This window comes from Haloferax marinisediminis, assembly GCF_009674585.1.
Lineage (GTDB): Archaea > Halobacteriota > Halobacteria > Halobacteriales > Haloferacaceae > Haloferax > Haloferax marinisediminis.
This window is the reverse complement of record NZ_WKJP01000001.1, coordinates 1,168,454-1,191,295: the sequence shown is the minus strand read 5'-3', so window position 1 is coordinate 1,191,295 and position 22,842 is coordinate 1,168,454. Positions and strand designations below refer to the sequence as shown.

The 22,842-nt window shown below is 61.6% G+C and carries 25 protein-coding genes; 18 read left to right on the top strand and 7 right to left on the bottom strand.

Features of this window, described 5'->3' with window-relative positions; translation table 11 throughout:
- Nucleotides 1–41: 41 nt before the first annotated feature.
- On the top strand, nt 42–710 hold the full coding sequence (locus GJR98_RS06170; protein WP_151136514.1) for an HAD family hydrolase: 669 nt from the start codon (nt 42–44) through the stop codon (nt 708–710).
- Between the two features lie 69 nt (nt 711–779).
- On the opposite strand, the gene GJR98_RS06165 is transcribed toward GJR98_RS06170, so the two are convergent.
- The 3 genes from GJR98_RS06165 to GJR98_RS06155 form a co-directional block, all read right to left on the bottom strand.
- Nucleotides 780–1,526: a response regulator gene (locus GJR98_RS06165; protein WP_151136512.1), complete on the bottom strand. Its 747-nt coding sequence runs from the start codon at nt 1,524–1,526 to the stop codon at nt 780–782.
- Nucleotides 1,527–1,616: 90 nt separating this feature from the next.
- Nucleotides 1,617–3,500, bottom strand: coding sequence for a molybdopterin biosynthesis protein (locus GJR98_RS06160; RefSeq protein ID WP_151136510.1), 1,884 nt, complete (start codon nt 3,498–3,500; stop codon nt 1,617–1,619).
- Complete coding sequence (locus tag GJR98_RS06155; RefSeq protein ID WP_151136508.1) at nt 3,497–4,717, bottom strand: molybdopterin molybdotransferase MoeA; 1,221 nt, start codon at nt 4,715–4,717, stop codon at nt 3,497–3,499. The genes GJR98_RS06160 and GJR98_RS06155 overlap by 4 nt, the downstream gene beginning before the upstream one ends.
- Before the next feature lie 159 nt (nt 4,718–4,876).
- Here GJR98_RS06155 and GJR98_RS06150 point away from each other — a divergent pair, with 159 nt between their 5' ends.
- The 8 genes from GJR98_RS06150 (at nt 4,877) to GJR98_RS06115 (ending at nt 12,056) form a co-directional block, all read left to right on the top strand.
- Nucleotides 4,877–5,332, top strand: coding sequence for an Hsp20/alpha crystallin family protein (locus tag GJR98_RS06150; protein ID WP_151136506.1), 456 nt, complete (start codon nt 4,877–4,879; stop codon nt 5,330–5,332).
- Between the two features lie 9 nt (nt 5,333–5,341).
- Nucleotides 5,342–7,018 (top strand): ABC1 kinase family protein, encoded by a 1,677-nt coding sequence (locus GJR98_RS06145; RefSeq protein ID WP_151136504.1) that lies wholly within the window; start codon nt 5,342–5,344, stop codon nt 7,016–7,018.
- Nucleotides 7,019–7,075: 57 nt separating this feature from the next.
- Entirely contained in the window at nt 7,076–7,504 is a 429-nt protein-coding gene (locus tag GJR98_RS06140; protein ID WP_151136502.1) for a DUF5518 domain-containing protein, read from the top strand.
- 105 nt (nt 7,505–7,609) lie between these two features.
- The gene (locus GJR98_RS06135) at nt 7,610–7,984 is read left to right on the top strand and encodes a translation initiation factor IF-5A (protein WP_151136501.1); all 375 of its coding nucleotides are present in this window, start codon (nt 7,610–7,612) and stop codon (nt 7,982–7,984) included.
- 15 nt (nt 7,985–7,999) lie between these two features.
- Nucleotides 8,000–8,812, top strand: a complete 813-nt coding sequence (gene speB, locus GJR98_RS06130) for an agmatinase (RefSeq protein WP_151136499.1) — start codon at nt 8,000–8,002, stop codon at nt 8,810–8,812.
- A 111-nt stretch (nt 8,813–8,923) separates the two neighbouring features.
- On the top strand, nt 8,924–9,685 hold the full coding sequence (locus tag GJR98_RS06125; RefSeq protein ID WP_151136497.1) for a Nif3-like dinuclear metal center hexameric protein: 762 nt from the start codon (nt 8,924–8,926) through the stop codon (nt 9,683–9,685).
- Between the two features lie 115 nt (nt 9,686–9,800).
- Nucleotides 9,801–10,856 carry a deoxyhypusine synthase gene (locus GJR98_RS06120; protein WP_151136495.1) on the top strand — a complete coding sequence of 352 codons (1,056 nt, stop codon included), beginning with the start codon at nt 9,801–9,803 and terminating at the stop codon, nt 10,854–10,856.
- A gap of 384 nt (nt 10,857–11,240) precedes the next feature.
- Nucleotides 11,241–12,056 carry a hypothetical protein gene (locus GJR98_RS06115; RefSeq protein ID WP_151136492.1) on the top strand — a complete coding sequence of 272 codons (816 nt, stop codon included), beginning with the start codon at nt 11,241–11,243 and terminating at the stop codon, nt 12,054–12,056.
- A 150-nt stretch (nt 12,057–12,206) separates the two neighbouring features.
- Here the strand turns inward: GJR98_RS06115 and GJR98_RS06110 are convergent, their stop codons facing one another.
- Nucleotides 12,207–13,463: a low temperature requirement protein A gene (locus GJR98_RS06110; RefSeq protein WP_151136490.1), complete on the bottom strand. Its 1,257-nt coding sequence runs from the start codon at nt 13,461–13,463 to the stop codon at nt 12,207–12,209.
- 228 nt (nt 13,464–13,691) lie between these two features.
- On the opposite strand from GJR98_RS06110, the gene GJR98_RS06105 reads away from it, so the two are divergent.
- Entirely contained in the window at nt 13,692–14,372 is a 681-nt protein-coding gene (locus GJR98_RS06105; RefSeq protein WP_151136488.1) for a flavodoxin domain-containing protein, read from the top strand.
- A gap of 136 nt (nt 14,373–14,508) precedes the next feature.
- The gene (locus tag GJR98_RS06100; RefSeq protein WP_151136486.1) at nt 14,509–14,832 is read left to right on the top strand and encodes a DsrE family protein; all 324 of its coding nucleotides are present in this window, start codon (nt 14,509–14,511) and stop codon (nt 14,830–14,832) included.
- A 153-nt stretch (nt 14,833–14,985) separates the two neighbouring features.
- On the opposite strand, the gene GJR98_RS06095 is transcribed toward GJR98_RS06100, so the two are convergent.
- Nucleotides 14,986–15,180, bottom strand: a complete 195-nt coding sequence (locus GJR98_RS06095) for a cold-shock protein (RefSeq protein WP_058571634.1) — start codon at nt 15,178–15,180, stop codon at nt 14,986–14,988.
- 554 nt (nt 15,181–15,734) lie between these two features.
- Between GJR98_RS06095 and GJR98_RS06090 the strand changes: the two genes are divergently transcribed.
- The 4 genes from GJR98_RS06090 to GJR98_RS06075 all read left to right on the top strand — a co-directional run bounded on the left by GJR98_RS06090 (nt 15,735) and on the right by GJR98_RS06075 (nt 20,141).
- Nucleotides 15,735–16,550: a hypothetical protein gene (locus tag GJR98_RS06090; RefSeq protein ID WP_151136484.1), complete on the top strand. Its 816-nt coding sequence runs from the start codon at nt 15,735–15,737 to the stop codon at nt 16,548–16,550.
- Nucleotides 16,551–16,685: 135 nt separating this feature from the next.
- A complete protein-coding gene (locus tag GJR98_RS06085; protein ID WP_151136482.1) occupies nt 16,686–17,528 on the top strand; it encodes an ion transporter in 843 nt (280 codons plus the stop codon).
- Between the two features lie 465 nt (nt 17,529–17,993).
- Nucleotides 17,994–18,965: an aldo/keto reductase gene (locus tag GJR98_RS06080; RefSeq protein ID WP_151136480.1), complete on the top strand. Its 972-nt coding sequence runs from the start codon at nt 17,994–17,996 to the stop codon at nt 18,963–18,965.
- 453 nt (nt 18,966–19,418) lie between these two features.
- Nucleotides 19,419–20,141 (top strand): fumarylacetoacetate hydrolase family protein, encoded by a 723-nt coding sequence (locus tag GJR98_RS06075; RefSeq protein WP_151136476.1) that lies wholly within the window; start codon nt 19,419–19,421, stop codon nt 20,139–20,141.
- A gap of 50 nt (nt 20,142–20,191) precedes the next feature.
- Here the strand turns inward: GJR98_RS06075 and GJR98_RS06070 are convergent, their stop codons facing one another.
- Complete coding sequence (locus GJR98_RS06070) at nt 20,192–20,410, bottom strand: hypothetical protein (protein ID WP_151139395.1); 219 nt, start codon at nt 20,408–20,410, stop codon at nt 20,192–20,194.
- A 202-nt stretch (nt 20,411–20,612) separates the two neighbouring features.
- Between GJR98_RS06070 and GJR98_RS06065 the strand changes: the two genes are divergently transcribed.
- Nucleotides 20,613–21,221: a translation initiation factor IF-2 subunit beta gene (locus GJR98_RS06065; RefSeq protein WP_151136474.1), complete on the top strand. Its 609-nt coding sequence runs from the start codon at nt 20,613–20,615 to the stop codon at nt 21,219–21,221.
- A 126-nt stretch (nt 21,222–21,347) separates the two neighbouring features.
- On the opposite strand, the gene GJR98_RS06060 is transcribed toward GJR98_RS06065, so the two are convergent.
- Nucleotides 21,348–21,566 (bottom strand): hypothetical protein, encoded by a 219-nt coding sequence (locus tag GJR98_RS06060; protein ID WP_151136472.1) that lies wholly within the window; start codon nt 21,564–21,566, stop codon nt 21,348–21,350.
- 100 nt (nt 21,567–21,666) lie between these two features.
- Between GJR98_RS06060 and GJR98_RS06055 the strand changes: the two genes are divergently transcribed.
- Nucleotides 21,667–22,179 (top strand): GNAT family N-acetyltransferase, encoded by a 513-nt coding sequence (locus GJR98_RS06055; protein WP_151136470.1) that lies wholly within the window; start codon nt 21,667–21,669, stop codon nt 22,177–22,179.
- A gap of 41 nt (nt 22,180–22,220) precedes the next feature.
- On the top strand, nt 22,221–22,838 hold the full coding sequence (locus tag GJR98_RS06050) for an SAM-dependent methyltransferase (protein ID WP_151136468.1): 618 nt from the start codon (nt 22,221–22,223) through the stop codon (nt 22,836–22,838).
- The last annotated feature ends 4 nt before the right edge of the window (nt 22,839–22,842 follow it).

Sequence of the window (22,842 nt, the reverse complement as noted above, 5' to 3'; positions counted from 1 at the left end):
CAGAAGACATTTATTTACAGAAGACCTACATAACTGTCCGAATGGTCGCCGATAACTACGATTTCTGGCTGTTCGACCTCGATGGGACCCTCATCGATGCCGAGTGGTCGTACACGCGTGACGTGTTCGACCGTGTCGGCGACCGGTTAGGCCGCCAGTTCACCGACCGGGAAGCAGAGATACTCTGGCACGGACTCGGCGGAGCACGCGACCCGACCCTCCGCGAGTGGGGCGTCGACCCCACCGAGTTCTGGCCCGCCTTCCACCGCGAAGAGGACCCGCTGAAGCGCGCCGAGGCGACGTACCTCCACGACGACGCTGCCCGACTCGTCGAAGAGATTCACGCTGCCGGCCGGCCGGTGGGTATCGTCACCCACTGTCAGCAGTTCTTGACCGACCCCGTGTTGGACCACCTCGACATCCGCGACTGGTTCGACACCGTCGTCTGTTGTACCGAAGAGATTGGATGGAAACCTGACGCTGCACCGGTCAAGCGGGCCATCTCCCAGCTCGGACTTGGGGGAGAACTCCTGACTGACGGTGGGACGTCGGGAGTGCTCGCCGGTGACGGAGAGAGCGACATCGGCGCGGCGTGGAACACGGGACTCGACGGAATCCACGTCGAACGACACGGCCCCGAACAACGTGGTCGGTGCGTCCTCGGTGAGTACCGGGTGCAGACGTTCGACGAACTCGTTCGGTCGAAGTAACGACTGACGGCTGCAGACGACCGGCGGATCAAACAGCGTGCACTAGAACGATTCGAACGTGCCGACCGCTCAGTAGAGCGTCGTCTCTGGTTTTGGGCGGGCGAAGATGTCGCCCGTACTCGTGATCGCGAGTTCGAAGTCACCGTACGGGAACCGAACCTCGATACCGGGTCGCTCCTCGTCTTCGAGGACTGGGCGGAGCAACGCTTCGAGCGCGTCGGCGTCGACTGACTCGTACAGTGGCTGTTCGATAGCCGGCAGTCCGGCGTGCGATTCGATCGCTTCGACGACGACGATACCGAGTTCTTCCTCACCCATCCACTGGCCGACGAGGTCCCACTGTTCGCCGAGACTGAGCGTCGCGTCGGAGATGGCGTTTGCGTGGTCGTCGAGCGCCTGGGCGACTGCGGAGGCGCTCTGTGCCAGTGCACCGTCCGAATCGCCCTCGTCGACGAGTGTACTCACGTGTCGAATGACCGTGGCGAAGTCGTCGGGACCCGCCTTCTGGACGTACTCGTCCACGTCTGCTGCGGATGCAAGGTCGGCGACTTCACTCCAATCTTTCGCAGTGAACAAGACGATTGGGACGTCGTCGTCTGCGTGGCGAACTGCTTCGACCAGTGGGACACCGTCGGGTAACACCAGCGAGTCACTTACCACGCAGTCGACACGCTGATTCGAGATGACTTCGATGGCCTCCGTCGCCGTCTCAGCAGTGAGAAGACAGACGTCGTCGAGATTCCGAAACGTCGCCGCGGAGAGGGCGAGCATTTCGGGGTCATCGTCGACGTGGAGGACCGACTGAGGACGGTTCATTGCTGTTCCGTACTCACTGCTCAGATAAAAAACATTCCGCCGAGTTTATATTTCGGTCAGGAGAGAATATCTTAGAAATATGAAATTTCTCTATTTGCTCTCGTAGCCGCTGAGCGTTCCAAAGACGTCGTCTCCGTCGGCGAGTATCTCACCGAACTGTTGGACGCTCTCTTTTTGGGTTCGGTCGGGGTTCCCGAGGACGTGAACCGGTTGCGTCCCGAGCGACACGAAGCCGAGGCCGAGTGACTCGGCCGTCTCGCGAAGGCCGAGGCCAACGTCTGCTCGACCGGCGAGGACGGCACGGGCAGGGCTTTCGAACGCTTTCATTCCCCGGTCGAAGCCGTCGATTGCCTCGACGAGTTCGTGCCGGGTCTGTCCGCGTTCGTCTGCGAGGGTGGCGATGGCGTTCCCGAGTTCGGTCCGGAGTCCCGAATTCGTGTCTCGGTTGATGAACCGCAGGTCCGCGTCGACGAGGTCACCAAGTCCCGTCACGCCGGCGGGGTTGTCCGTGGGGACGACGAGACCCCACTCACGCGTCCACGAGCCGAGTTCGACCGCGTTGCCGTCGGACCGAGCGTCGCCAGCGACGACGACCACGTCCGGGATACCGTCACGGAGTCGACGAAGTCCCTCGCGCGACCCAACTGCGAGGTACCGCGGTGATGGGACACGGTCGAGCAGTCGCGAGAGTGCCGGGTCGTCCTCGCCGACACCGAGCAGTGCTGGCGGACGAACGTCGACCGAGAAGAGTTGGACCGTGACCGTCTCACCCTCGGCGAGGTACTCCACGTCTGCGGGTACTTCGACCACGCCGTCTGCCTCGACCAGACTCGTCGTCGCGCCCGACCCCTTGTCGACCGGGTAGACGAGCATCTCGCCGTCGCCGTCGGCAATCAGTCCGACCGGCATGAGCCGGGTTCGACCTTCGGCGTACCGTTCACGGACGGCCATCGACCCTTCGACGGTCGCAGTCTGGGGTTCCTCGCGGCCGGCAGCATCGCGGATAGCCGGTGCGACGAACGTTCGGAAAATCGTGAGCGCAGAGACCGGGTAGCCCGGCAGACCGATGTAGGCGCTGCCTTCGCCGAGTGTCCCGACCAGCATGGGTTTGCCGGGCTTGACAGAGACGCCGTGGAGGAGTAACTCTCCGCGTTCTTCGACGACACGGTAGATGACGTCGACGGCGCTCGCCGAGGTTGACCCCGACGAGAGGACGAGGTCACACTCGTCGGCGGCCTCACGGAGGAGGCGCTCCATCTCGTCGTAATCGTCGCCGGCGTGTGGGTAGAGTTTGGGGACGCCGCCGGCCTCCTCGACACCCGCAGCGATGGTGTAGGAGTTCACGTCGTAGATTTGCCCTGCCTCGGGTCGGAGGGTCTCACCGGGGCGGACGAGTTCGTCGCCAGTCGAGACGATGCCGACGACGGGTGCGCCACGGACGGGGACGTCGTCGATGCCGAGTGCTGAGAGGAGACCGATTTCGCGCGGCGTGATTCGAGTTCCGGGGCCGAGTGCTCGGGCACCCGCCGCGATGTCCGTCCCGGCGGGCATCACGCTGTCGCCCGGTGCGACGGCTTTGTACACGACGAGATTCCCGTCTCGTTCTTCGGTGCGTTCGACGATGACGACGGCATCTGCGCCGGGGGGCATGACGGCGCCCGTCGATATCTCGACTGCCGTTCCGGGTTCGACTTCGACGTCGGGTTCGGCTCCCGCGTGGACCTCACCTGCGAGGGCGAGTTCGACTGGGTCTGCCTCGTCCGCGCCGAAGGTGTCGCGTGCGCGGACTGCATAGCCGTCCATGCTCGCACGGTCGAATCCGGGAACGTCTATCTCGGCGTCGACTCGCTCCGCGAGGATTCGTCCGCGGGCATCGGAGAGTGGGACACGCTCCACCTCGGGGGTCAGTTCGAGCGACGCGATGGTTTCGCGGGCCTCCTCCGGAGATGCGAGGTCGCGGAACTGTTTTCTCATGCAGACCACTCCCATCCGGCAACAGAGACAGTTTCGCCTTCCTCGTACCCCTCTTTCTCTTCGGGAACTTCGACCCAGCCGTCGGCGAGGGCGACACTGGAGAGGATACCGGACCCACTCGTCCGAGTCGGTTCGGCGGTCGGTTCGTCACCCGACTCGTCGAGACGGACACGAGCGAACGTTCGCGTCCCGGGTGAACTCGGAATCTTTCGCGTGAGCGTCGCGTCGACCGTCGGGAACGGATGCGTCGGAAGCGACCCGACGTGTTTGAGCACCGGCCGGAGGAACTGGAACGCGTTGACGACGCAGGCGACTGGATAGCCGGGCAACATCACGACGGGTGTGTCTTCGACGACACCAAGGGCGACCGGGTGACCGGGCTTGAGCGCGACGCCGTGGACGAGTACCTCGCCAATCTCCGAGATGACTTCCGGGATGAGGTCTCGCTCGCCAACGGAGGACCCGCCGGTCGTGACGATGACGTCGTGGTCGAGGTCGGATTCGACGGCCTCGCGGAGCAAGTCGGGGTCGTCGACGACGATGTCGCGGTAGCTCGCTTCACCGCCCCAGCGCTCGACCAGTCGCGAGACGGTCAAGCCGTTCGTCTCGATTACTTCGCCGGGACCGGGGTCGGAGTCGACGAGTTCCTCACCCGTCGGGATGACGGCGACGCGGGGGCGCTCGAAGACGGACACCTCTTCGATGCCGACAGAGCGGAGGAGGCCGAGGTCAGACGGGCGCAGTTCGTGTCCCGCGTCGAACAGGGCGTCGCCTTCGCGGACGTCTTCCCCGCGTTCGCCGACGTTCTCGCCTTCTGCGAGGGCGTCGAACACTTCGAGTTCGTCGTCGAAGCGGTCGGTGTCTTCGACCATCACCACGGCGTCGGCACCCTCGGGGAGGTCACTTCCCGTGTGGACGCGGACGGCCTCGCCCGGTGCGACGGGTTCTTCGGCGACGCGGAGGACGTTTGGTGACCGGCGACTGGCTCCGAAAGTGTCGCTGGCGCGGACGGCAAATCCATCCATTGCGGCGCGGTCGTAGCCCGGAACGTCGGCGGGTGCGACGGCGGGGTCAGCGAGTGCCCGACCGTCGGCCTCGCCGAGCGGGAGTCGTTCAGTCCGTTCGTGTGGGGAGACCGCCGCGAGGAGTGTCTCGCGGGCGTCCGCAAGCCGAGTTCGTTCCTTGAACCCGGCCGTGCGTCGGTCGTGGTGTTCCATGGCCGTCCTTTGGTGCCGGGAACAAAAAGCGTCGGCCCCCCATCGGGACCAATGGGCCCGAACCATCCCACTGGAGGCGGCCGAATTTGCCGGCACACGCGCCCGCGCACCCCCTGAAGGACCGCCGGCTTTTTCGACACCGACTCCCTATGGTTGTTCATGTCAACATTGCGCGACGCGCTGTCCGAACTTCCGGACGCGGTGTTCGCCGACCTGTTGGAGTCCGAAACGTCGTACCTGTTGGTTCTCGACCTCCCGGGCGTGACCGCCGAGACTGCCGACCTCAAAGTCGAAACAGGCCGATTGGTCGTCGAAGCGCGGCGTGACAAGCAACTCTCGCCGGAGTTCGATTACGTGCGCGAAGAGCGACCACTGTTCCTCGACGCCGAACTCCCACTGCCTCCGGACGCAGTCGCCGACGAGGCCAAAGCATCGATGGAACGCGGGGTCCTCGAGGTTCGCCTCCCCAAGCGTGAGGCCACCTCGAAGCGGACCATTCCCATCACCGCCGGCGACGATGACGAGCAGAGCTCGTCTGCCCACCAGACAGAATCTGGTGACGATGACGAGGAAACCTCGTCAGGCCGCCAGAATAATTCCGGCGACAACGCCTGACGAGGCGAGGTGGTCACGCTGGTCAATCTCCGCTCCTACTGGCGGTTCCTCATCGTCGTCTACCAGTTCTTCCCGCTCATCGTCGCGTACACCCGCGACAAGCGGAAGTACCTGTTCTTCGGTCGCGGTCGCCGCGTCTCGTCAGAGATGCGTGTCGAACGCGCCGAAATCCTCCTCGAGTCACTACTGACGCTCGGACCGACGTTCATCAAACTCGGCCAACTGCTGTCGACACGGCCCGACATCCTCCCACCGGAGTACATCGACGTCCTCGGCAGTCTCCAGGACGACGTGCCTCCCGCACCGTGGGAAGAGTCGAAAGCCGTCCTCGAAGCAGAGCTCGGCCCAGTCGACGAGGCGTTCGACTCGTTCGACACCGACCCGATAAGCGGCGCGAGTCTCGGACAGGTGTACGTGGCAGAGTACGACGGCGAGAAAGTCGCCGTCAAGATTCGTCGCCCCGGCATCGAAGAACTCGTCGAGGCCGACCTTCGGGTGATTCGCTGGTCGCTTCCCCTCCTGATGCGGTTCATCGGGCAGGGACGCGCCTTCTCGCTGGAGAACCTCGCCGACGAGTTCGCCAAGACCATCCGCGAAGAGATGGACTACGACGAAGAAGCAGCGACGCTCGAGCAGATTCAGGAGAACTTCGCGGACGACGACACCCTCGTCATCCCGGAACCCATCCACGAGCGCTCTGACGACCGTGTACTCACGATGGAGTACCTCCCGGGGACGAAGATAAACAACGTCGCCGCACTCGACGAACTCGGTATCGACCGGACCGAACTGGCGACGAACCTGCAGCGAACCTACCTGCAGATGATCGTCCAAGACGGCGTCTTCCACGCTGACCCGCACCCGGGGAACCTGTCTGTGACCGACGACGGGCGAATCATCTTCTACGACTTCGGGATGCACGGCGAAGTCGACCCGTTCATCCAAGAGAAGATTGTGGAGTTCTACATCGCCGTCGCCAACCAGGACGTCGACGGCATCCTCGACACGCTCATCGAGATGGGGACGCTCAGCCCCAACGTCGACCGTCAGGTGATGGGCGACGTGATGGAACTCGCCATCGCCGACGCTCGCGGTGACGACATCGAACAGTACCGGGTGAATCAGATTCTCGAACAGGTGGAGTCGACCATCTACGAGTTCCCGCTCAGACTCCCGCGAAACCTCGCGCTCGTCTTGCGCGTCGCGGGTGTCGTCGAAGGCGTCTGTGTCACGCTCGACCCAGACTTCGACTTCATCGCAGTCGCGACCGACTACCTTACAGAACAGGGTTACCGCGAAGAGAGTATCGAGAAAGTGGCGAAAGGCGTCGGCCAACAGGCCCAGAAAACCGCGCAGTCGCTGTTCCGTGTCCCGCCGAAACTCGAACGCGTCCTCGACAGGGCCGACCGCGAAAACCTGACCGTCAACGTCCGCCTCGAAGACAACAAAGGCGTCCTCGACAAACTGGCGAAGCGACTCATCTACGGAATCTTCCTCTCGTTCGGGTTCGTCTCGACGGTCATCATCTACGCACTGGACCCACAGAACCTCCTCGCCGTCGGCGCAGCAGGCGTCCCCACGGCGCTCGTCGTGATTCTCCTGTGGCGGTCGTTCCGCGGGCGCAAGGGCATCAAGGCGACGCCGCAGTTCACGAGGCAGAACCTCCGACAGCGCCGCGAAGAGTAATCAAAGCTGAGAATCGGGCGCGTAATTTTATGCGCACCCGTGGTGTCACCTCTGGCCATGACCCAGTGGCGCCCGGTGGTGGCGGGTGTGTGCCTCGCGGCGTGTACTGAAGCACTCGTCTTCTCCATGACGGGTCAGTTTACGCTCGTCGGCGGTGTCACCGGAAGTGCGCTCGCGGGCTACACCGTCGGGACAGACCCTGCTGACGGTGGCTGGCACGGGTTGATGGCGGGCGTCGTCTGGGGATGTGTCTTGATGCCTGTCTCGGTCCTCCTCACGTTCCTCAACCGGACGCCGATTCTCTTTCCGTTTCAGTACCTCATCCCGCTGTTCGAGTCACCCGGCGAACTCACGACCGCACTCATGTTGGCGCTCTCGTTGCCGAACGTCGCGTCGGGAGCACTCGGGAGTCTTGGTCGTCGTGACGCCCAAGGCACGTGGTTCGACCCGTCGATGGCGGAGGCCGACACCGTCGACGACGCCTGATGGTCGCGGAGATGCCAATCGGCGTGTTTGGCGGGTCTACGTGAAGGATTCCCGTGCGAGAGCGGTTCCAAACTGTTTATACCTTCCATCCGATAACGAGTGAACATGGCGAAAGAGCAGAAGCAGGTGCGCGAGCTCCAAGAAGGAAGCTACGTCAACATGGACGACAAGCCGTGCAAAATCTACGCCTACAGTACCGCAAAGCCCGGTAAGCACGGCAGCGCCAAGGCCCGTGTCGAGGCCCGTGGCGTCTTCGACGGCAAGAAGCGTTCGCTCTCCCAGCCCGTCGACGCGAAGGTTTGGGTCCCAATCATCGAGCGAAAGCAGGGTCAGGTCGTCTCGGTCACCGGTGACGACGCCCAGATCATGGACCTCGAAACCTACCAGACGTTCACGATGCGCATCCCTGACGACGAAGACCTCAACCCCGAAGACGAGATCGAGTACCTCGAATTCGAGGGTCAGCGCAAGATCGTCTAAACGGGGACACGAGAGATGTTTCCCGGGGCAATCGCAGACCGTGAGGTCGCAGCGTACGTACTTCTCGGTGCCCCGCTCGACATCTCTACGTCCTTCCAACCAGGGACGCGGTTCGGACCGAACCGCATCCGTCGGTTCGCCGAGTCGTTCGACGACTACGACCGGCGTACCGACCTATTCTTCACAGAGGTAGCTGTCCACGACGCGGGAGACGTCCGCGCGTGGGACGACGCACCCGAGTACATCGATTGGCTCGCCGGGAGCGTCCGCGACGCCGTCTGGGACGACGCCGTCCCCATCGTCCTCGGTGGCGAACACACCGTCACCGCCGCAGGCGTCGAGGGCGTCGAACCGGACGTGTTCGTCTGTCTCGACGCACACCTCGACCTCAGACGCGAGTACGACGGCAACGAGTGGAGTCACGCGACGATTACGCGTCGCGTCCTCGACGAACTCGGCGTGGACGAAGCAGTCATCCTCGGCGCTCGCACCGGGTCACCCGACGAGTGGGAACGCGCCGACGCCGACGACGTGACCGTCGTCGCGCCCGAAGACGTGCCCGACTGGGAACCAGACTTCGACGACGAGTCGGTGTATTTGAGCGTCGATATCGACGCCGCCGACCCGGCGTTCGCGCCCGGAACAGGTACGAAAGAGCCGTTCGGCCTCACCTCGCGTGAGATGCGTGACGTCGTCCGGGCAGTCGCCCCGTACACAGACGGCTTCGACGTGGTCGAAGTCAACGACAGAGACGACGGGCAGGCCGCATCGCTCGCGGCGAAGTTGCTGCGAGAGTTCGTCTTCTCCCACGCCGCCGCGCAGGACTGACCGTCCTCGGATTCGGCCGGCAATCGTCTACGCTGCGAGTCCGCCGTCACGCACGGGGCGAGTCAGTCACCATCCCGTTTCTTACAAGTCATCGAGTCACTACTGGCCTGTATGAAGCTCACCGATGTCGTCGCGCGATTCGACGAGCAACTCGCAACCGACGAGTTCGCCGACGTAGACGCCAGTGCGAACGGACTACAGGTCGGACCAGACGAGAAAACCGTCGAGACAGTGGCGTTCGCCGTCGACGCCGCCGAAGCGACCATCGAGGCCGCTATCGAGGCCGACGCTGACCTCCTCGTCACCCACCACGGACTCGTCTGGGGCGGACTCGACCGCCTGACCGGACGGGACTTCGACCGTATCGAACCGCTGATTCGTGAGGACGTCGCGCTCTACGTCTCTCACCTCCCACTCGATGGGCATCAGGAACTGGGCAACGCCGCTGGCCTCGCCGACCACCTCGGCCTCTCGAACCGCGAGCCGTTCGGGTCGCTCGGCCCAGTCCACATCGGCCAGTCGGGGTCGTTCGAGTCGCCGAAGACGACCGACGAACTCCGCGACGCGCTCGACGAACTGGACGGGAACGAGGGAACACAGGTCTTCGACTTCGGCCCCGACGAGATTTCTGACGTGGCTATCGTCACCGGGTCGGGTGTCGATTGGTTGGACGAAGCTATCGACTCCGGTGTGGACGCACTCATCACGGGCGAAGGGAAGCAGAAAGTGTACCACGAAGCGCGTGAAGCGGGCATCTCAGTGTTCCTCGCCGGACACTACGCGACCGAGACGTTCGGCGTTCGCAACCTCGCCGAACTGGCCGGGAAACTCGGACTGGAGTCAGCGTACATCAGTCACCCGACCGGATTGTAATTCGACAGTTCGCTGCCGACTGGGTCGGTTACCGTCTCGTCGTCGCGTCTGCCAACCCCCCGCATAGCCTCTCAGGACCGGGGCGTTCAAACGCTCGGCCGTCGCACTCCCTCGCATGAGCGACCACGACGACGCCCACGACGAGGGCGGCCACGACCACGACGGCGGCTACGAGATGCCGGAGCGCGAGGAGTTCAGCCACGACCCACTCGGCCACGCCGAAGTCCACGGCGGCATGACCGTCGGCGAACTCATCGAGCAGTACGGCCACGCCGGTATCGGTGCGGCCGACGTCCACGAAGCGGCCGACATCTACGCCGAGATGCTCGCCGACGAGGACTGCACTGTCTTCATGTCACTCGCCGGCGCGATGGTGCCGACGGGCATGCGCAAAATCGTCTCCGACCTCATCCGCGACGGCTACGTCGACGCCCTCGTGACGACGGGCGCGAACCTGACCCACGACGCCATCGAGGCAATCGGCGGGAAGCACCATCACGGGTCTGAACACCACGACGAGAAGACGCCGCGCGAACACGACGAGACGCTCCGTGACGAGGAAGTCGACCGCATCTACAACGTCTACCTCCCACAGGAACACTTCGCGCTATTCGAGTCGCACCTGCGCGAGGAAGTCTTCCCACCACTCGAAGAAGAGGGGGTCGTCAGCATCGAGCGCCTCTGCCGTGAACTCGGCCGTGCGAACAGCGAAGTCAACGACGCGGAGGGTATCGAGGAGGATGCTGGTGTCGCCGCCGCAGCATACGAATCTGACGTGCCCATCTACTGCCCCGCAGTGCAGGACTCCGTTCTCGGCCTGCAGGCGTGGATGTACTCGCAGACGTCGTCGTTCTCGCTGGACGCGCTTTCGGACATGACGCCGCTCACCGACCTCGCGTACGACGCCGACAAAGCCGGGTGCCTCCTCGTCGGCGGCGGCGTCCCGAAGAACTTCACGCTCCAGACGATGCTCGTCACGCCCGGTGCGTACGACTACGGCGTCCAGATTACGATGGACCCCGCGGCGACGGGTGGCCTCTCGGGTGCGACCCTCGACGAAGCGCGTTCGTGGGGCAAGTTGGAGAAAGACGCTCGGAACGCGACGGTCCTCGGCGACGCGACAATCATGCTCCCGTTGCTGGTTGCGGCCGCCAGAGAACGCCTCGACTGAGCGGGTCGGGAACTCCTCCTTTTTCGCCACAGCCAATCAGAGACCGATGGTGATTACTCGGATGCCGGGCGAATTTCAGGTGGCCGATGACGACGGCACCGTTCCGAACCGAACTAGGCACTCGGTGATGCGGAGCCCTATGAGTGCCGAGGCCACTCTCTCGACCAAAGAGACACATCGACCGACGCACCACCGAACCGAACGCCCGACTCCCGAGAGGAACGCTCGAATCCGCCAGTTGTCGACGAAACCGGACGACGACTGGGAGTCGAGTGTGGGAACTGTGTGACACGCTCGGTGAATCGTGTGCTGTGTCGTCTACTCAGAGCGTCTCCAGTGGGTTACCAGTGAATTAATCTCACTTCACAGTCAACGAACAGGCACATGAGTGGACAGCGGGACCGATTCGGCGGCTCGATGGACGTCCTCTTCGGGAAGGCAGACTTGGTTCCGCTGCCCGACGAGGAGACAGAACGGCTGTTCTACGAGAACATGATGACTGTCGCGGAGGCCCAGGAGCTGAAAGCGGACATGCTCTCTGACCCCGACATCTCGGTTTTCGAGGCACACGAGCGGCAGTTAGAAGGAATCGCAACGAGTTACGAACGGCGGTGTCGCCAGCTTGCCGGGGACGACTACGAAGAGACCGCGATGGCGTACCAACGCGGGGAGCGCGACGACCACGTCGGCGCGTTGACGGCCTACTACTTCGAGGGACTGTGGCGGATGCAGCAGTACGCGACGATTACGGACACGATGTTCTTCCCCATCATCCTTCGGTATCCGAACTGCGTCACCGTCAACATCCGGTTCGCGAGCGGACACACCACGACCAAATCGCTCGTCTACGAGTCACCGGAGCACTCGACGGAGGAACTCGACGACAAGTACGCCGAACGGTACTACAACGAGGGGCTGTACTCGCAGAAGCAGGCTGCGAAGGCCATCAGAGAGTACGCACAGACTGTCCGAGAACAGTTCCCCAACCCTGACGAGGTCCCCTTCGAGGAGCGAAAATACGGGGGAATCGTCTCCGCCATCGGGCGGAACGGACCCGTGTTCTCGACGATGCTCGAACCCGTCGAACCCGACCCAGACCGGTTTTCTGGACCGCCAGACCACCCGATGCTCGTCGACGAAGGGCCGGAAGCCAAACAGACCAAACGCGAGTTACTTCCCGACGATTCGTTCGTCGTCTGACGGGACAGCACTGGGACTCGCGTAGCGTGCTTCCGCTGAACCGGCGTGGGTTCGCACGTCCTATTCGACGTGGTGCCGAGGGAAACTCGCCTGTTCAATTATCTGTTCAATTGTCTGCCCAATAGTAGCTGTCGCGCGTGCGCGACCACGTCAGGCTCCAGACAGGTCGAGCGCAGTGTCCGCCCACGGGTGAATCAGCGTCTCGAACCCGACGAGGAAGACGAACACCACTGCCACGACGCTAATCAACCCGAGTGGGGAGAACATTCCTCCGTATGGGATGAGAGCCACCAGTATGGCCATGGCCGCGAGTCGTGCCACCAGAACGTGCGTGTCGAACGGATTGTCGTGGGAGACCTGCAGAATCGCCCGGTGAATGATGAGACAGCCAGCGAGGAACGCAGCAGCACCGCCACAGAGAACCAACCGACTGTCCGCTTCCAAGGGGATTCCTTCGGTAGTGGCTTCGATTGCGAACACGACACCAACGCCGGCAGCGACGATACCGATATGGACGAGGAAGTGACTGAACACGTAGGTGAGCGCCGCCTGTCTCGCACGGTAGAGTCGGTCGGGAGGTGCCGTGAGTGCCCGGTCGATGACGTCCTCGTCGAACTGTTCGAAGTAGAGCCACCACGCCCCCACGGCGACGACGAACCCAGCGAGGCCGACGAGCAACGGTCCGGGCCGGACGTGGAGCCCGGTCGTCGCAATCGAGGTGCCGAACGAGACTGCGAGAATCGTCTCGCCGAGAACGATGATAGTGATGAGTCCGAGACGCTCGGGGAAGTGTGAGACCTGAACGAGGACGTTGTCGAAGACGACGTACATGACGGCGACGCCGACCATGTTGATGCCGAAGGCGACCATCCACAACCCGAACCGCAGTGGATCGGGAACGAACAGCGAGGCCGCCCAGACGGACGTCGTGAGCAGTTCTGACGTCGCCCACGTCGCGACGAACCACTTCGTTTCCGCGTCTGCGACGGTCGGCCCCGGACGGAGATAGAGGGCAGTGAGCACTAAGCGCAAGAACAGGACGATAGCCCCGAAGGTGAACGTATCACCGTGGAAGACGCCGTCGATGGTCTGCGAGAGGAAGATGATGACGAACATGACGGCGATGAGACTCATTCGAGAGAAGGCGTCTTCGTCGGCGTAGAGGTCTGCGTAGTAGCTGAAGTCGAGCCACACCCACCACACCAGTGCGAAGATACCGGTGAAGTACAGAAGTCCTTCGAGCGTCAGGTTGTGGTGGAGATTCGTCCCAATCTCTGCGATTGCGACGACGAAAACGAGGTCGAAGAACAGTTCGAGCCAAGACGCGTGACGTGGACTACCCTCTGCCGTGTAGACCGATGGCGACCGCTTGAGCCATCGCCTCATTCCCTGCGTGTTGGACGCCATCGGAACCCCTGCCTGAGATAAGTATGCTAGCAAATATCATAAGGATAGATGTTTGCAGCGTTCGGACGAGCGGCTTCGGGATGGAGTCAACCACACGAACTGAGCCTCCCGGTCGGCGACTGGTGGAACGGTCCGTTCGACTGTCGATATCCGTTCCTAGACTGTTGGTATCCATCCTTCGACTGTCAGTTAATACCGTCGCGAGCGTATCTCACACCGTGATTCCAGATGGTGTCGATACTGGTCGTGTACGAATCCGGTGAGGGACAGACAGCGAAAGTTTCCGAGTACGTCGAGAACGTGCTGACAGCGCGAGGCCACGACGTCACAGTGAGACGCGTCGCCGACGCCGCCGACGTGGACGTCACCCTGTACGATGCCGTTCTCGTCGGGTCTCCAGTCCACTATAGGACGCACCTGCCAGAGGTCGTCGAGTTCATCGAGGCGAATCTGGAGGCGCTCTCCGCACGGCCGAACGGGTTCTTCCAGTTGTCGCTGGCGTCGACGATCCCGCTCAAGGTTGCCCAGCGAGGGGACGACGCCTACGTCGACTCGCTCGTCACAAAAACCGGGTGGCAGCCAGACCACGTAGGGCGCTTCGCTGGTGCAGTGACGTACTCCCAATACAACCCAGTCGAGCGGATGGTGTTCAAACTCCTTGCGGCGGTGACGACCGGTGACACCGATACGTCCCGTGACTACGAGTACACCGACTGGGACGACGTCGACGCGTTCGCCACCGCGTTTGCGGACGACGTCGAAGCACGTCTCGAACGTGACACTGCAACGCGCAGACACGCCGGGACGCGACGCTTCACGTGGGCGGCCACAGGCGTCGTACTCCTCCTCGGAGTGATGGCGTTCGCCTACTGGGCGGCCGCTCGACAGTTCGTCCCAGCGGAGTGCTAGGCACCAAATACGCTCTCAGCACTCGCCCGTCGGGGAGTACTGGACGAGGACGCGCTGGGCGCCGACCAGAGCGCGCAGTTGTCGTACATTGAGAATCGAGAACGTGGTTAAGAGTCGACACGACGAATCGTGAACTATGCACCTCGGACTCATCATCGAGACGAACAACGCAGAGCAGATCTGGAACGCGTTCCGGTTAGCCAACACGGCGCTCGAGGAAGACAACCTCGTCGAGGTGTTCTTGCTGGGCGACGGTGTCGAAGCACCGGACGTCGAGACTGCGTCGTTCAACCCGCACGGTGTGATGCAGCAGTACGTTCAGAAGGGTGGCGAACTGTTCGCCTGTGGGACGTGTCTAGATTCGCGAGGCCTCGAACCGGACGAACTCCGTCCACACTCGACGATGAGGGACCTGCTCGGAATCGTCGAACACACAGACAAGGTCGTCACGATTGGGTGACGACGAGTCGTCACTCGCGAATCGAGTCGGGACAGCACACTCGTGAACCGATGTGAGAGCGTCCTTCGTGAGAATATCGCGACCGCTCGTGAGCGGTAGTCGTACGTAAAATCAGTGTCTTTCGCCGCCGTGAAGCGGTGTACTAAACTAGTTTTAAAGACGCGTCAGGTTCGCTGCGCGTGGTCCCTTGGGGGACGATTCGATGCTGAACTCCACTTCTTGGTCCTCTTCGAGGTCCGGGCCGCCGATGTCTTCCATGTGGAAGAACACGTCGTCGTCCGCGTCGTCCGTCGAGATGAAACCGTAGCCGCCTGTGTCGTTGAAGAAATCAACGTTTCCTTTCGCCATTGCTTTTGGACACAATCGAAGTAGAGGGATAAGACTTCCGAGATTTGTTTCGCTAGTGGGTGGATATTTTGAAACTATTTCTTTTCTAGAGCCTACCGTAGACATTTGTACACACAAAGTCGGCTTTACCGACGCTCACCCGCCACTTCGACGACGAGAGCATCAGGTTCTGTGGTATCCACAGTTCGACACTGCAGTCGAGTTCGGGACGTCGGCACGACGCCGATTGTACCAAACCGGCAGACTCGGAGTCTTTCCGTCAGCTGTAGGAGCAACAACCCACACCGACGACGAGCCTCTAAGGGCGACAGATACTACTCAGCGACAGATTGTCACGGAATTGGACCAGAGGAAGGGTTATTCTCGGAGGTCACTGTTTCTGACGTCGACAGACCGTTGGAGTCTGTGATTCGAGCGGACGACTGAACTGAACCAAGATATGTCGATTCGGTATGGATTTTCAAGACGATTTATATTTTATGTCCACAGTATGTCGGTTTTTCAGATGTTTGACCGACGAATTCATTTCTTTCCATCACGAACGGTGCGCCCAGATGAGCGAGCGGCAGGTGACGTTCAACGGAGACACGGAGGTACTGTATCGGCAAGCAGTGCGTACGCCGCTTCCAGACGAAGATGCCGAACGAGTGTTCTACGAGAACATGATGAACGTCGCTGACGCACAAGAGTGGAAAGCGGAGATGCTCGCAGACCCCGACGTCTCGAACCTGGAGGCACACGAGAAGCAACTCGACCGCATCGCCGCGAGTTACAAACGCCGCTGTCGTCACATCGCAGGTGACGACTACGAGGAGGTTGCGCACGCGTACCAACGAGGGGAGCGCGACGACCACGTCGGCGCGTTGACTGCGTACTACTTCGAAGGGCTGTGGCGGATGCAACAGCGCATCACCGTCACAGACATGCTGTTCTTCCCTATCATCCTCCGGTACCCCGATAGTTTCACCGTGAACATCCGGTTCGCGAGCGGGTACAAGACGACGGACTCGGTGTTCTACGAGTCACCCGAACACTCCGACGAAGAACTCGACGACAAGTACGTCGAGCGGTACTACAACGATAGCCTGTACTCACAGAAAGCGGCCGCAAAGAACATTCGCGAGACTGCACAGATAATCCGCGAAGAGTTCCAAAACCCCGACGAGGTCTCTTTCGACGAGCGCAAGTACGGTGGGATCGTCTCCGCTGCCGGTCGAAAGGGGTCTGTGTTCTCGTCGATGCTCCAGCGCGTCGAACCCGACCCGGACCGATTTTCTGAACCGGTCGACCAACCCACGCTCGTCGACGAAGGGCCAGAAGCAGCGCGCACCGAGCGCGAGTTGCTTCCCGATGGGTGTATCGTCATCTAACGCTGTCGGGGAAACAAACTGGCAGAAACACAGGACACTGCTGTCGGAGCAGAGTCAGCGGAAACAACGCATCGTTCGCGAGGGCGACGCCCGCTTCGGCGACGGTATGAATACCCACCGACACCAACGTGTCCTATGGCAGGCCACGCGTCTACCGGCCACGGGGAGACTCCGAGAGACGTCGTCAGGTTCTACCTTCTCGACCACCAGACAGTCGTCGGGAAAGCCATCGACATCGCTCTCCTCGTACTCAACGTCGTGTTCGTCGTCGTGTTCGTTCTGGAGACCTATCCGTTCTCCGAAGCGATGCAGACGATGTTCTGGTACGTCGAGGTTGCAATCTCGCTCATCTTCCTCGCAGAGTACGTGCTTCGGTTGTACGGCGCGAGAAACCGGCTCAAGGAACTCTTCAATCCATACTCGATAGTCGACCTGCTTGCGATTCTGCCGACGCTCGTCGTGTTCGTCTCACCAGCAGCAGTCATCACGGCGAACATCGGGTTCCTTCGAGCGATACGCGTGATCCGGTTCCTCAGGTTCTACCGCTTCACGCAGGACGAGGAGTTCTTCTTCGGGACCGTCTCGGTCGGGACGCTTCGCGTCATGAAGTTACTATTGACCGTGGTTACTATCTTCTTCGTCGCCGCGGGGATGTTCTACTCGTTCGAGTTCCGGGTGAACCCGACAGTCGATAATTTCGGTGACGCGTTTTACTTCGTCGTCGTCGCCCTGACCACGGTCGGATTCGGCGACATCGTCCCCGTCACGCAGGGTGGTCGATGGGTCACCGTCGCCGCAATCTTGGCCGGCATCATCCTCATCCCGTGGCAGGCCAGTAAAATCGTCAAAGAGTGGGCGTACAGAGACAAAGTCAACGTCGTCTGCCCGAACTGCGGGTTGGCCCACCACGACCGCGATGCATCACACTGCAAGTCGTGTGGGCACGTCATCTATCAGGAGTACGACTCGCGCGAGTGAAGGAGCGGGTTCGCCGGAGCAGGTGCTATTTGGTCAGTATTCCGCACAAATGGTGGTGGTGGTGGTGGCCCGATGGTGAGGTTGCGGGCCACGTGGTGGTTGGTGGAAGACCGGCGACGGATGTGGTGAACCGGTCTCGAGTGGTGGAAGGGGAGTCTGACAGAGGACTCCCATTGACGAGTGAAGCGTACTCAAGAGGTGAGCACGTCCACGAGCGCCAGGAGCTTGGTGTGTGGTGGTTGGTCCGTCTTTCGAGAGCTGTATTGTGCCCTTCTGACAAGCCCTCGCGGCCAGTAATGTGCCGAGCTATTTTAATTTGGCGTTGTTGACAGCGTTCATCTGTCTTGAGTCGTACACACACCGTACTATCACGAACGATATTGTTCATTGAAGGCACCACTATCGACTCGATGTCGATTGTCGTCACCCACCGAACGTTAACTAGTCTGTCGTCGAACGTCCCGTATGGACTACACAACGTTCGGGTCGACTGGGACCACCGTGAGTGAAATCTGTCTCGGCTGTATGAGTTTCGGGACCAACTGGGACGACTGGACACTCGACCGAGACGAGAGCCGTGAACTCATCGAACGCGCCATCGACCTCGGTATCAACTTCTTCGACACCGCGAACGTCTACTCGTACGGCGAGTCCGAAGAGATTCTCGGCGAGGTCCTCGCCGACTACGACCGCGACGAGATGGTCGTCGCCACGAAGGTGTACGGGCAGATGCGCGACGACGACCCGAACTCGGGTGGCCTCTCACGGAAGACCATCGAGCAGGAACTCGACAACTCACTCGACCGCCTCGGAATGGACACCGTCGACCTCTACCAGATTCACCGGTGGGATTACGACACGCCCATCGAACAGACACTCCGTGCCCTCGACGACGCAGTTCGTCGCGGGAAGGTCCGACACGTCGGCGCTTCGTCGATGTGGGCGTACCAGTTCGCCGACGCACTCCACACGTCGGACGAACTCGGTCTCGACCGGTTCGTCTCCATGCAGAACCTCTACAACCTCGCCTACCGCGAAGAAGAGCGCGAGATGCTGCCGTTCTGCGCCAACGAAGATATCGCCGTGATGCCGTGGAGTCCGATGGCCGCTGGCTTCCTCACACGGCCACACGAAGAGTTCGAATCGACGACGCGTGGCGAACACGAAGCAGATGTCGGCCGTCCGTACGGGGAAGGTGGTGGTCCCGAGGTGAACGAACGCGTCCAAGAACTCGCGGCCGAGAAAGACGTGAAGATGGCCCAAATCGCCCTCGCGTGGCAGTTCCACAAAGAGTGGGTCACCACCCCAATCGTCGGGACGTCGAGCATCGAACACCTCGAAGACGCCGTCGAAGCGCTGGACATCAAACTCTCAGCTTCGGATATCGAGTATCTGGAAGAACCCTACCAGCCGGTTCGGGTTTCGGGTCACGAGTAAGCGCAGTCGCGCGACAGCCCTCCGTTTTCCACGTCGAGGCGGGCAATCAGACAGCCGACGAAGATTAATCATTAACATTTATTATAGACTAGTTTGTACTGCCGGGTACACATGTCGGTCGTACGCGTACACCACTAACTCTCCTCGCCGCAGCATCGCCGTCCGACCGACCGATTCGACCCGAACCACCCACCACCCGTGAGCACACATACACACCCGACGTACGAACCGACCCTGCAAACAGACCGCCCTTCGACACACACCACTGACGACACCGAGACCGACTCGTGGGTCGCTCTGTGTCAACGTCAGTTCGACTCCCACCGAACCGAGCGCATTCACAACCTCTTCGACCGGGAGAACCAGTCGATGCCGAAGATGGACTGAGCTCCCGGCGTCGCCATCTTGCGGAGACACGTCTGTTGAAGTACGTGGCCGAGAGACATCAGAGCGATGCGATTGGCACGGATTCGAACCGACGAAGGCGTGGTGACCGGTGAGTACGAAGATGGCGTCGTGACGGCCGACGGCGACGAGTACGACCTCGGTGACGACGCCGACCTACTCGCACCGTGCGACCCGTCTGCGCTCTACTGCGTCGGTCGAAACTACGCTGCGACGGTCGACCAGATGGACTACGACATTCCCGACCAACCGGATTGGTTCATCAAGCCACCCGTCTCGGTTCTCGACCCGGGAGCAGACATCGAGTATCCCGCGTGGACAGACGAACTGACCTACGCCGGCGAGTTGGCCGCGGTCATCGACCGCGAATGTACGAACGTGTCCGAAGACGAGGTGTCCGACGTCGTCCGCGGATACACCATCATGAACGACCTCGACGCGCTCGACCAACCGGGTCGGACCGCTCGGAAGGCTTTCGACGGCTCGGGGCCGCTCGGCCCGTGGATAGAGACCGACGTCGACCCGTCGGACCTCGACATGACGACCCACGTCGGCGGTGAGTTACGGCAGGAAGCGAACACACAGCAGATGCTGTTTTCACCCGCCGAAGTCGTCTCGTTCCTCTCGGAGCGCTACACGTTCAAACCCGGTGACGTCATCTCGTTCGGCAGTCCGGCGAACCCCGGTCTCGTCGAACCCGGTGACGAGGTCGAAATCTGGTACGAGGGCGTCGGAACGCTGACGAACCGCGTCGTCTCGCCGTCGGAGTGAGCAGGCGGCACCCGGTCGAAAATCAGACGGTGACGAGTGGACGTCACCGGTCAGTTCAGCGCGTCGACTTCGTCGGTGAGGTCCGTGGGTTGGTCGACAGGGCCGTTGACGAACAGTCCGTGGCCCATCACCGCGGCCGCGACGAAACTGAATCCGACGATTGCCGTCGTCGGTTGTACTGCCGTGAACTGTCCGACGAGTACACCGGCGGCCAGACTCCCGAAGATTCCGGCGAGGACGAGGTCGTAGTACTGCCACGTGTATCCCATAGCCCACGCTTCGAGCGCCAGCACTGAAGGGGTGGCGTCCGGTTCCGAGGCGACCGATTGTGAAACGAAGACAGTTGTCGCCGAGTGGCCCCGTTTCGGGCCTCTCGTGCCGTAATCGAGCATCCGAATCGGGGGCCTCTCGTCGCGCCCGCGGGAAAGACGCTCACGGAACGGCTATACGTCGCCAGATTCTCGAAGGCCTATGGAGTATCAGTCTGCGCTTGACCGAGCGCTCGATATCCTTCCGGAACGAAACGTCGAACAAGAACGTCTGAAAATACCAGACCCCGAAGGCGAGACCGACGGCGCGTTCACTCGACTCACCAACCTCGGTGAAATCGCCGACGCACTCTCGCGAACGACGGAACACCTCCACAGTGCCATCCAGCGCACCTTCGGTACGAGTGGCCAACTCGAGGGCGACCGCGCCCGCTACAGTGGGTCGTTCTCCATCAAGGACTTCCAAGAGGCGCTCGACGACTACGTCGAAGAGTACGTCACCTGCTCGGAGTGTGGCCTCCCCGACACCCGTCTCGTGACCGAAGACGGCGTCGACATGCTCCGCTGTGAGGCATGTGGTGCCTTCCGTCCGGTTCAGAAGCGCTCCAGTGCGAGCAAGACGCGCCAGCGCGAAGCAGTGGAAGAAGGCCGCACCTACGAGGTCGAAATCACCGGCACTGGCCGCAAAGGCGACGGTGTCGCCCAGCGCGGGAAGTACACCATCTTCGTCCCCGGCGCCCAGGAAGGCCAGACTGTCCGCGTCTACATCAAGAACACGAGCGGGTCGCTCGCGTTCGCTGAACTCGCATAATCGCGTTCAGAACGTCTCTCGTCTCGGTTCTCAACTTCTACGTTTCCCGGTTGGCTCACTCACTGGGACAGCTGCAGCAGTCGCAACGAGCTGTGAGTCACTCAGCGACCACAGAACAGGACGCGCTTAGTCGTCCGCTTCGTCCCCGCCACTGGACCGCCGACCGACGATGAACAACGCGAGAAGGACGAGAACAGCACCCTCGATTCTCACTACAGTCCGCACCCACGACTTCGGTGTCATGTCGCCGTCGCCTTCGTAGGCCATGCGAGTCACCACGTCGAGGAACCGGTCGGGAAACAGCAGTTCGACGAGGCCGAAGGCAGCAATCAGTGCTGGAAGCATACTCTGTTGTCGACTCGCACGTACTGAAAATCCACTGTCGATTCTCGCGGTTCGAGAGAAACGAGTGAGCTAACCGTCGGGTCCGCCGAGAACTATCCCAATGGTCCTCATCACACAGGAATCCGCAGCAGACACCGACACCGTCGCAGCGGTCCACGCTGCTGCCTTCCCGACCGAAGACGAAGCAGTGTTAGTCGACGCCCTCCGCGAGACCGACGCGTTCGAGCCGTCGCTCTCTCTCGTCGCCCGGGACGGCGACGACGACGAGGTCGTCGGCCACGTTCTCTGTACTCGAATTACGGTCGAAGACGACCCGTCGATTCGGGCGCTCACCCTCGCACCGGTTGCCGTGCTTCCTGACGAACAGGGCCGTGGAATCGGGAGTTCGCTGGTCGAAGCAGCACTCGATGCTGCTTCGGAGGCCGAATTCGACCTCGTCTTCCTCCACGGGGCACCCGAATTCTACTCTCAGTTCGGTTTTCATCCTGCGGGTATTCGCGGGTTCGAGAACCCGTTCGAGACGCCGCCGGAGGTCTTCATGGTCGCAACCATCGGCGACGACCCGGAGACGGGCGGGGCGCTTTCGTACCCCGAACCGTTCGACGATATCTAAGAAACCCAATCGTTATTCGACACGATAGAGTCGCTTCAGTCATGCGATTCGAGGAGTTACAACGAATCTACGCCGGTGACGACTACTACTGGGGTACCGAGCCAAACGGGCTGGCGACCCGTGCCGTCGAAGCCCTCTCGGACGAGGCAGCCCCATCTGTCGTCGACATCGGTGCAGGAGAGGGACGCGACGCGGTGTACTTCGCCGAACAGGGATTCGACACGACTGCAGTCGACATCGCACCGAACGGACTCGACAAAGCAGAACGACTCGCAGCAGACCGGGGCGTCGAACTCGACACTCGCCGAGGCGACGTAAACGACCTCACGTTCGAGACACAGTGGGATCTCGTCTACTCGATTGGCACACTGCAGTACATTCGTCCAGCGAACCGAGCGTCACAGTTCGAGCACTTCCGCGACGTGACTCGTCCCGGTGGCGTCCACGCAGTGTGGGCCTTCGTCGACCATCCAGACGTCGCACCAGCACCCGACTGGGGTGACAACGAGCATCTGTACGAGCCCGGTGAACTGCGGTCGTACTACGATGGCTGGACAGTCCTCCACGCCGACGACTACGTCTTCGACGACGACTCAGCAGGCGAACCGCACCAACACGCCTGCGAGGAACTGATTCTTCGAAAGCCGGAGTTAGGATAGTGAA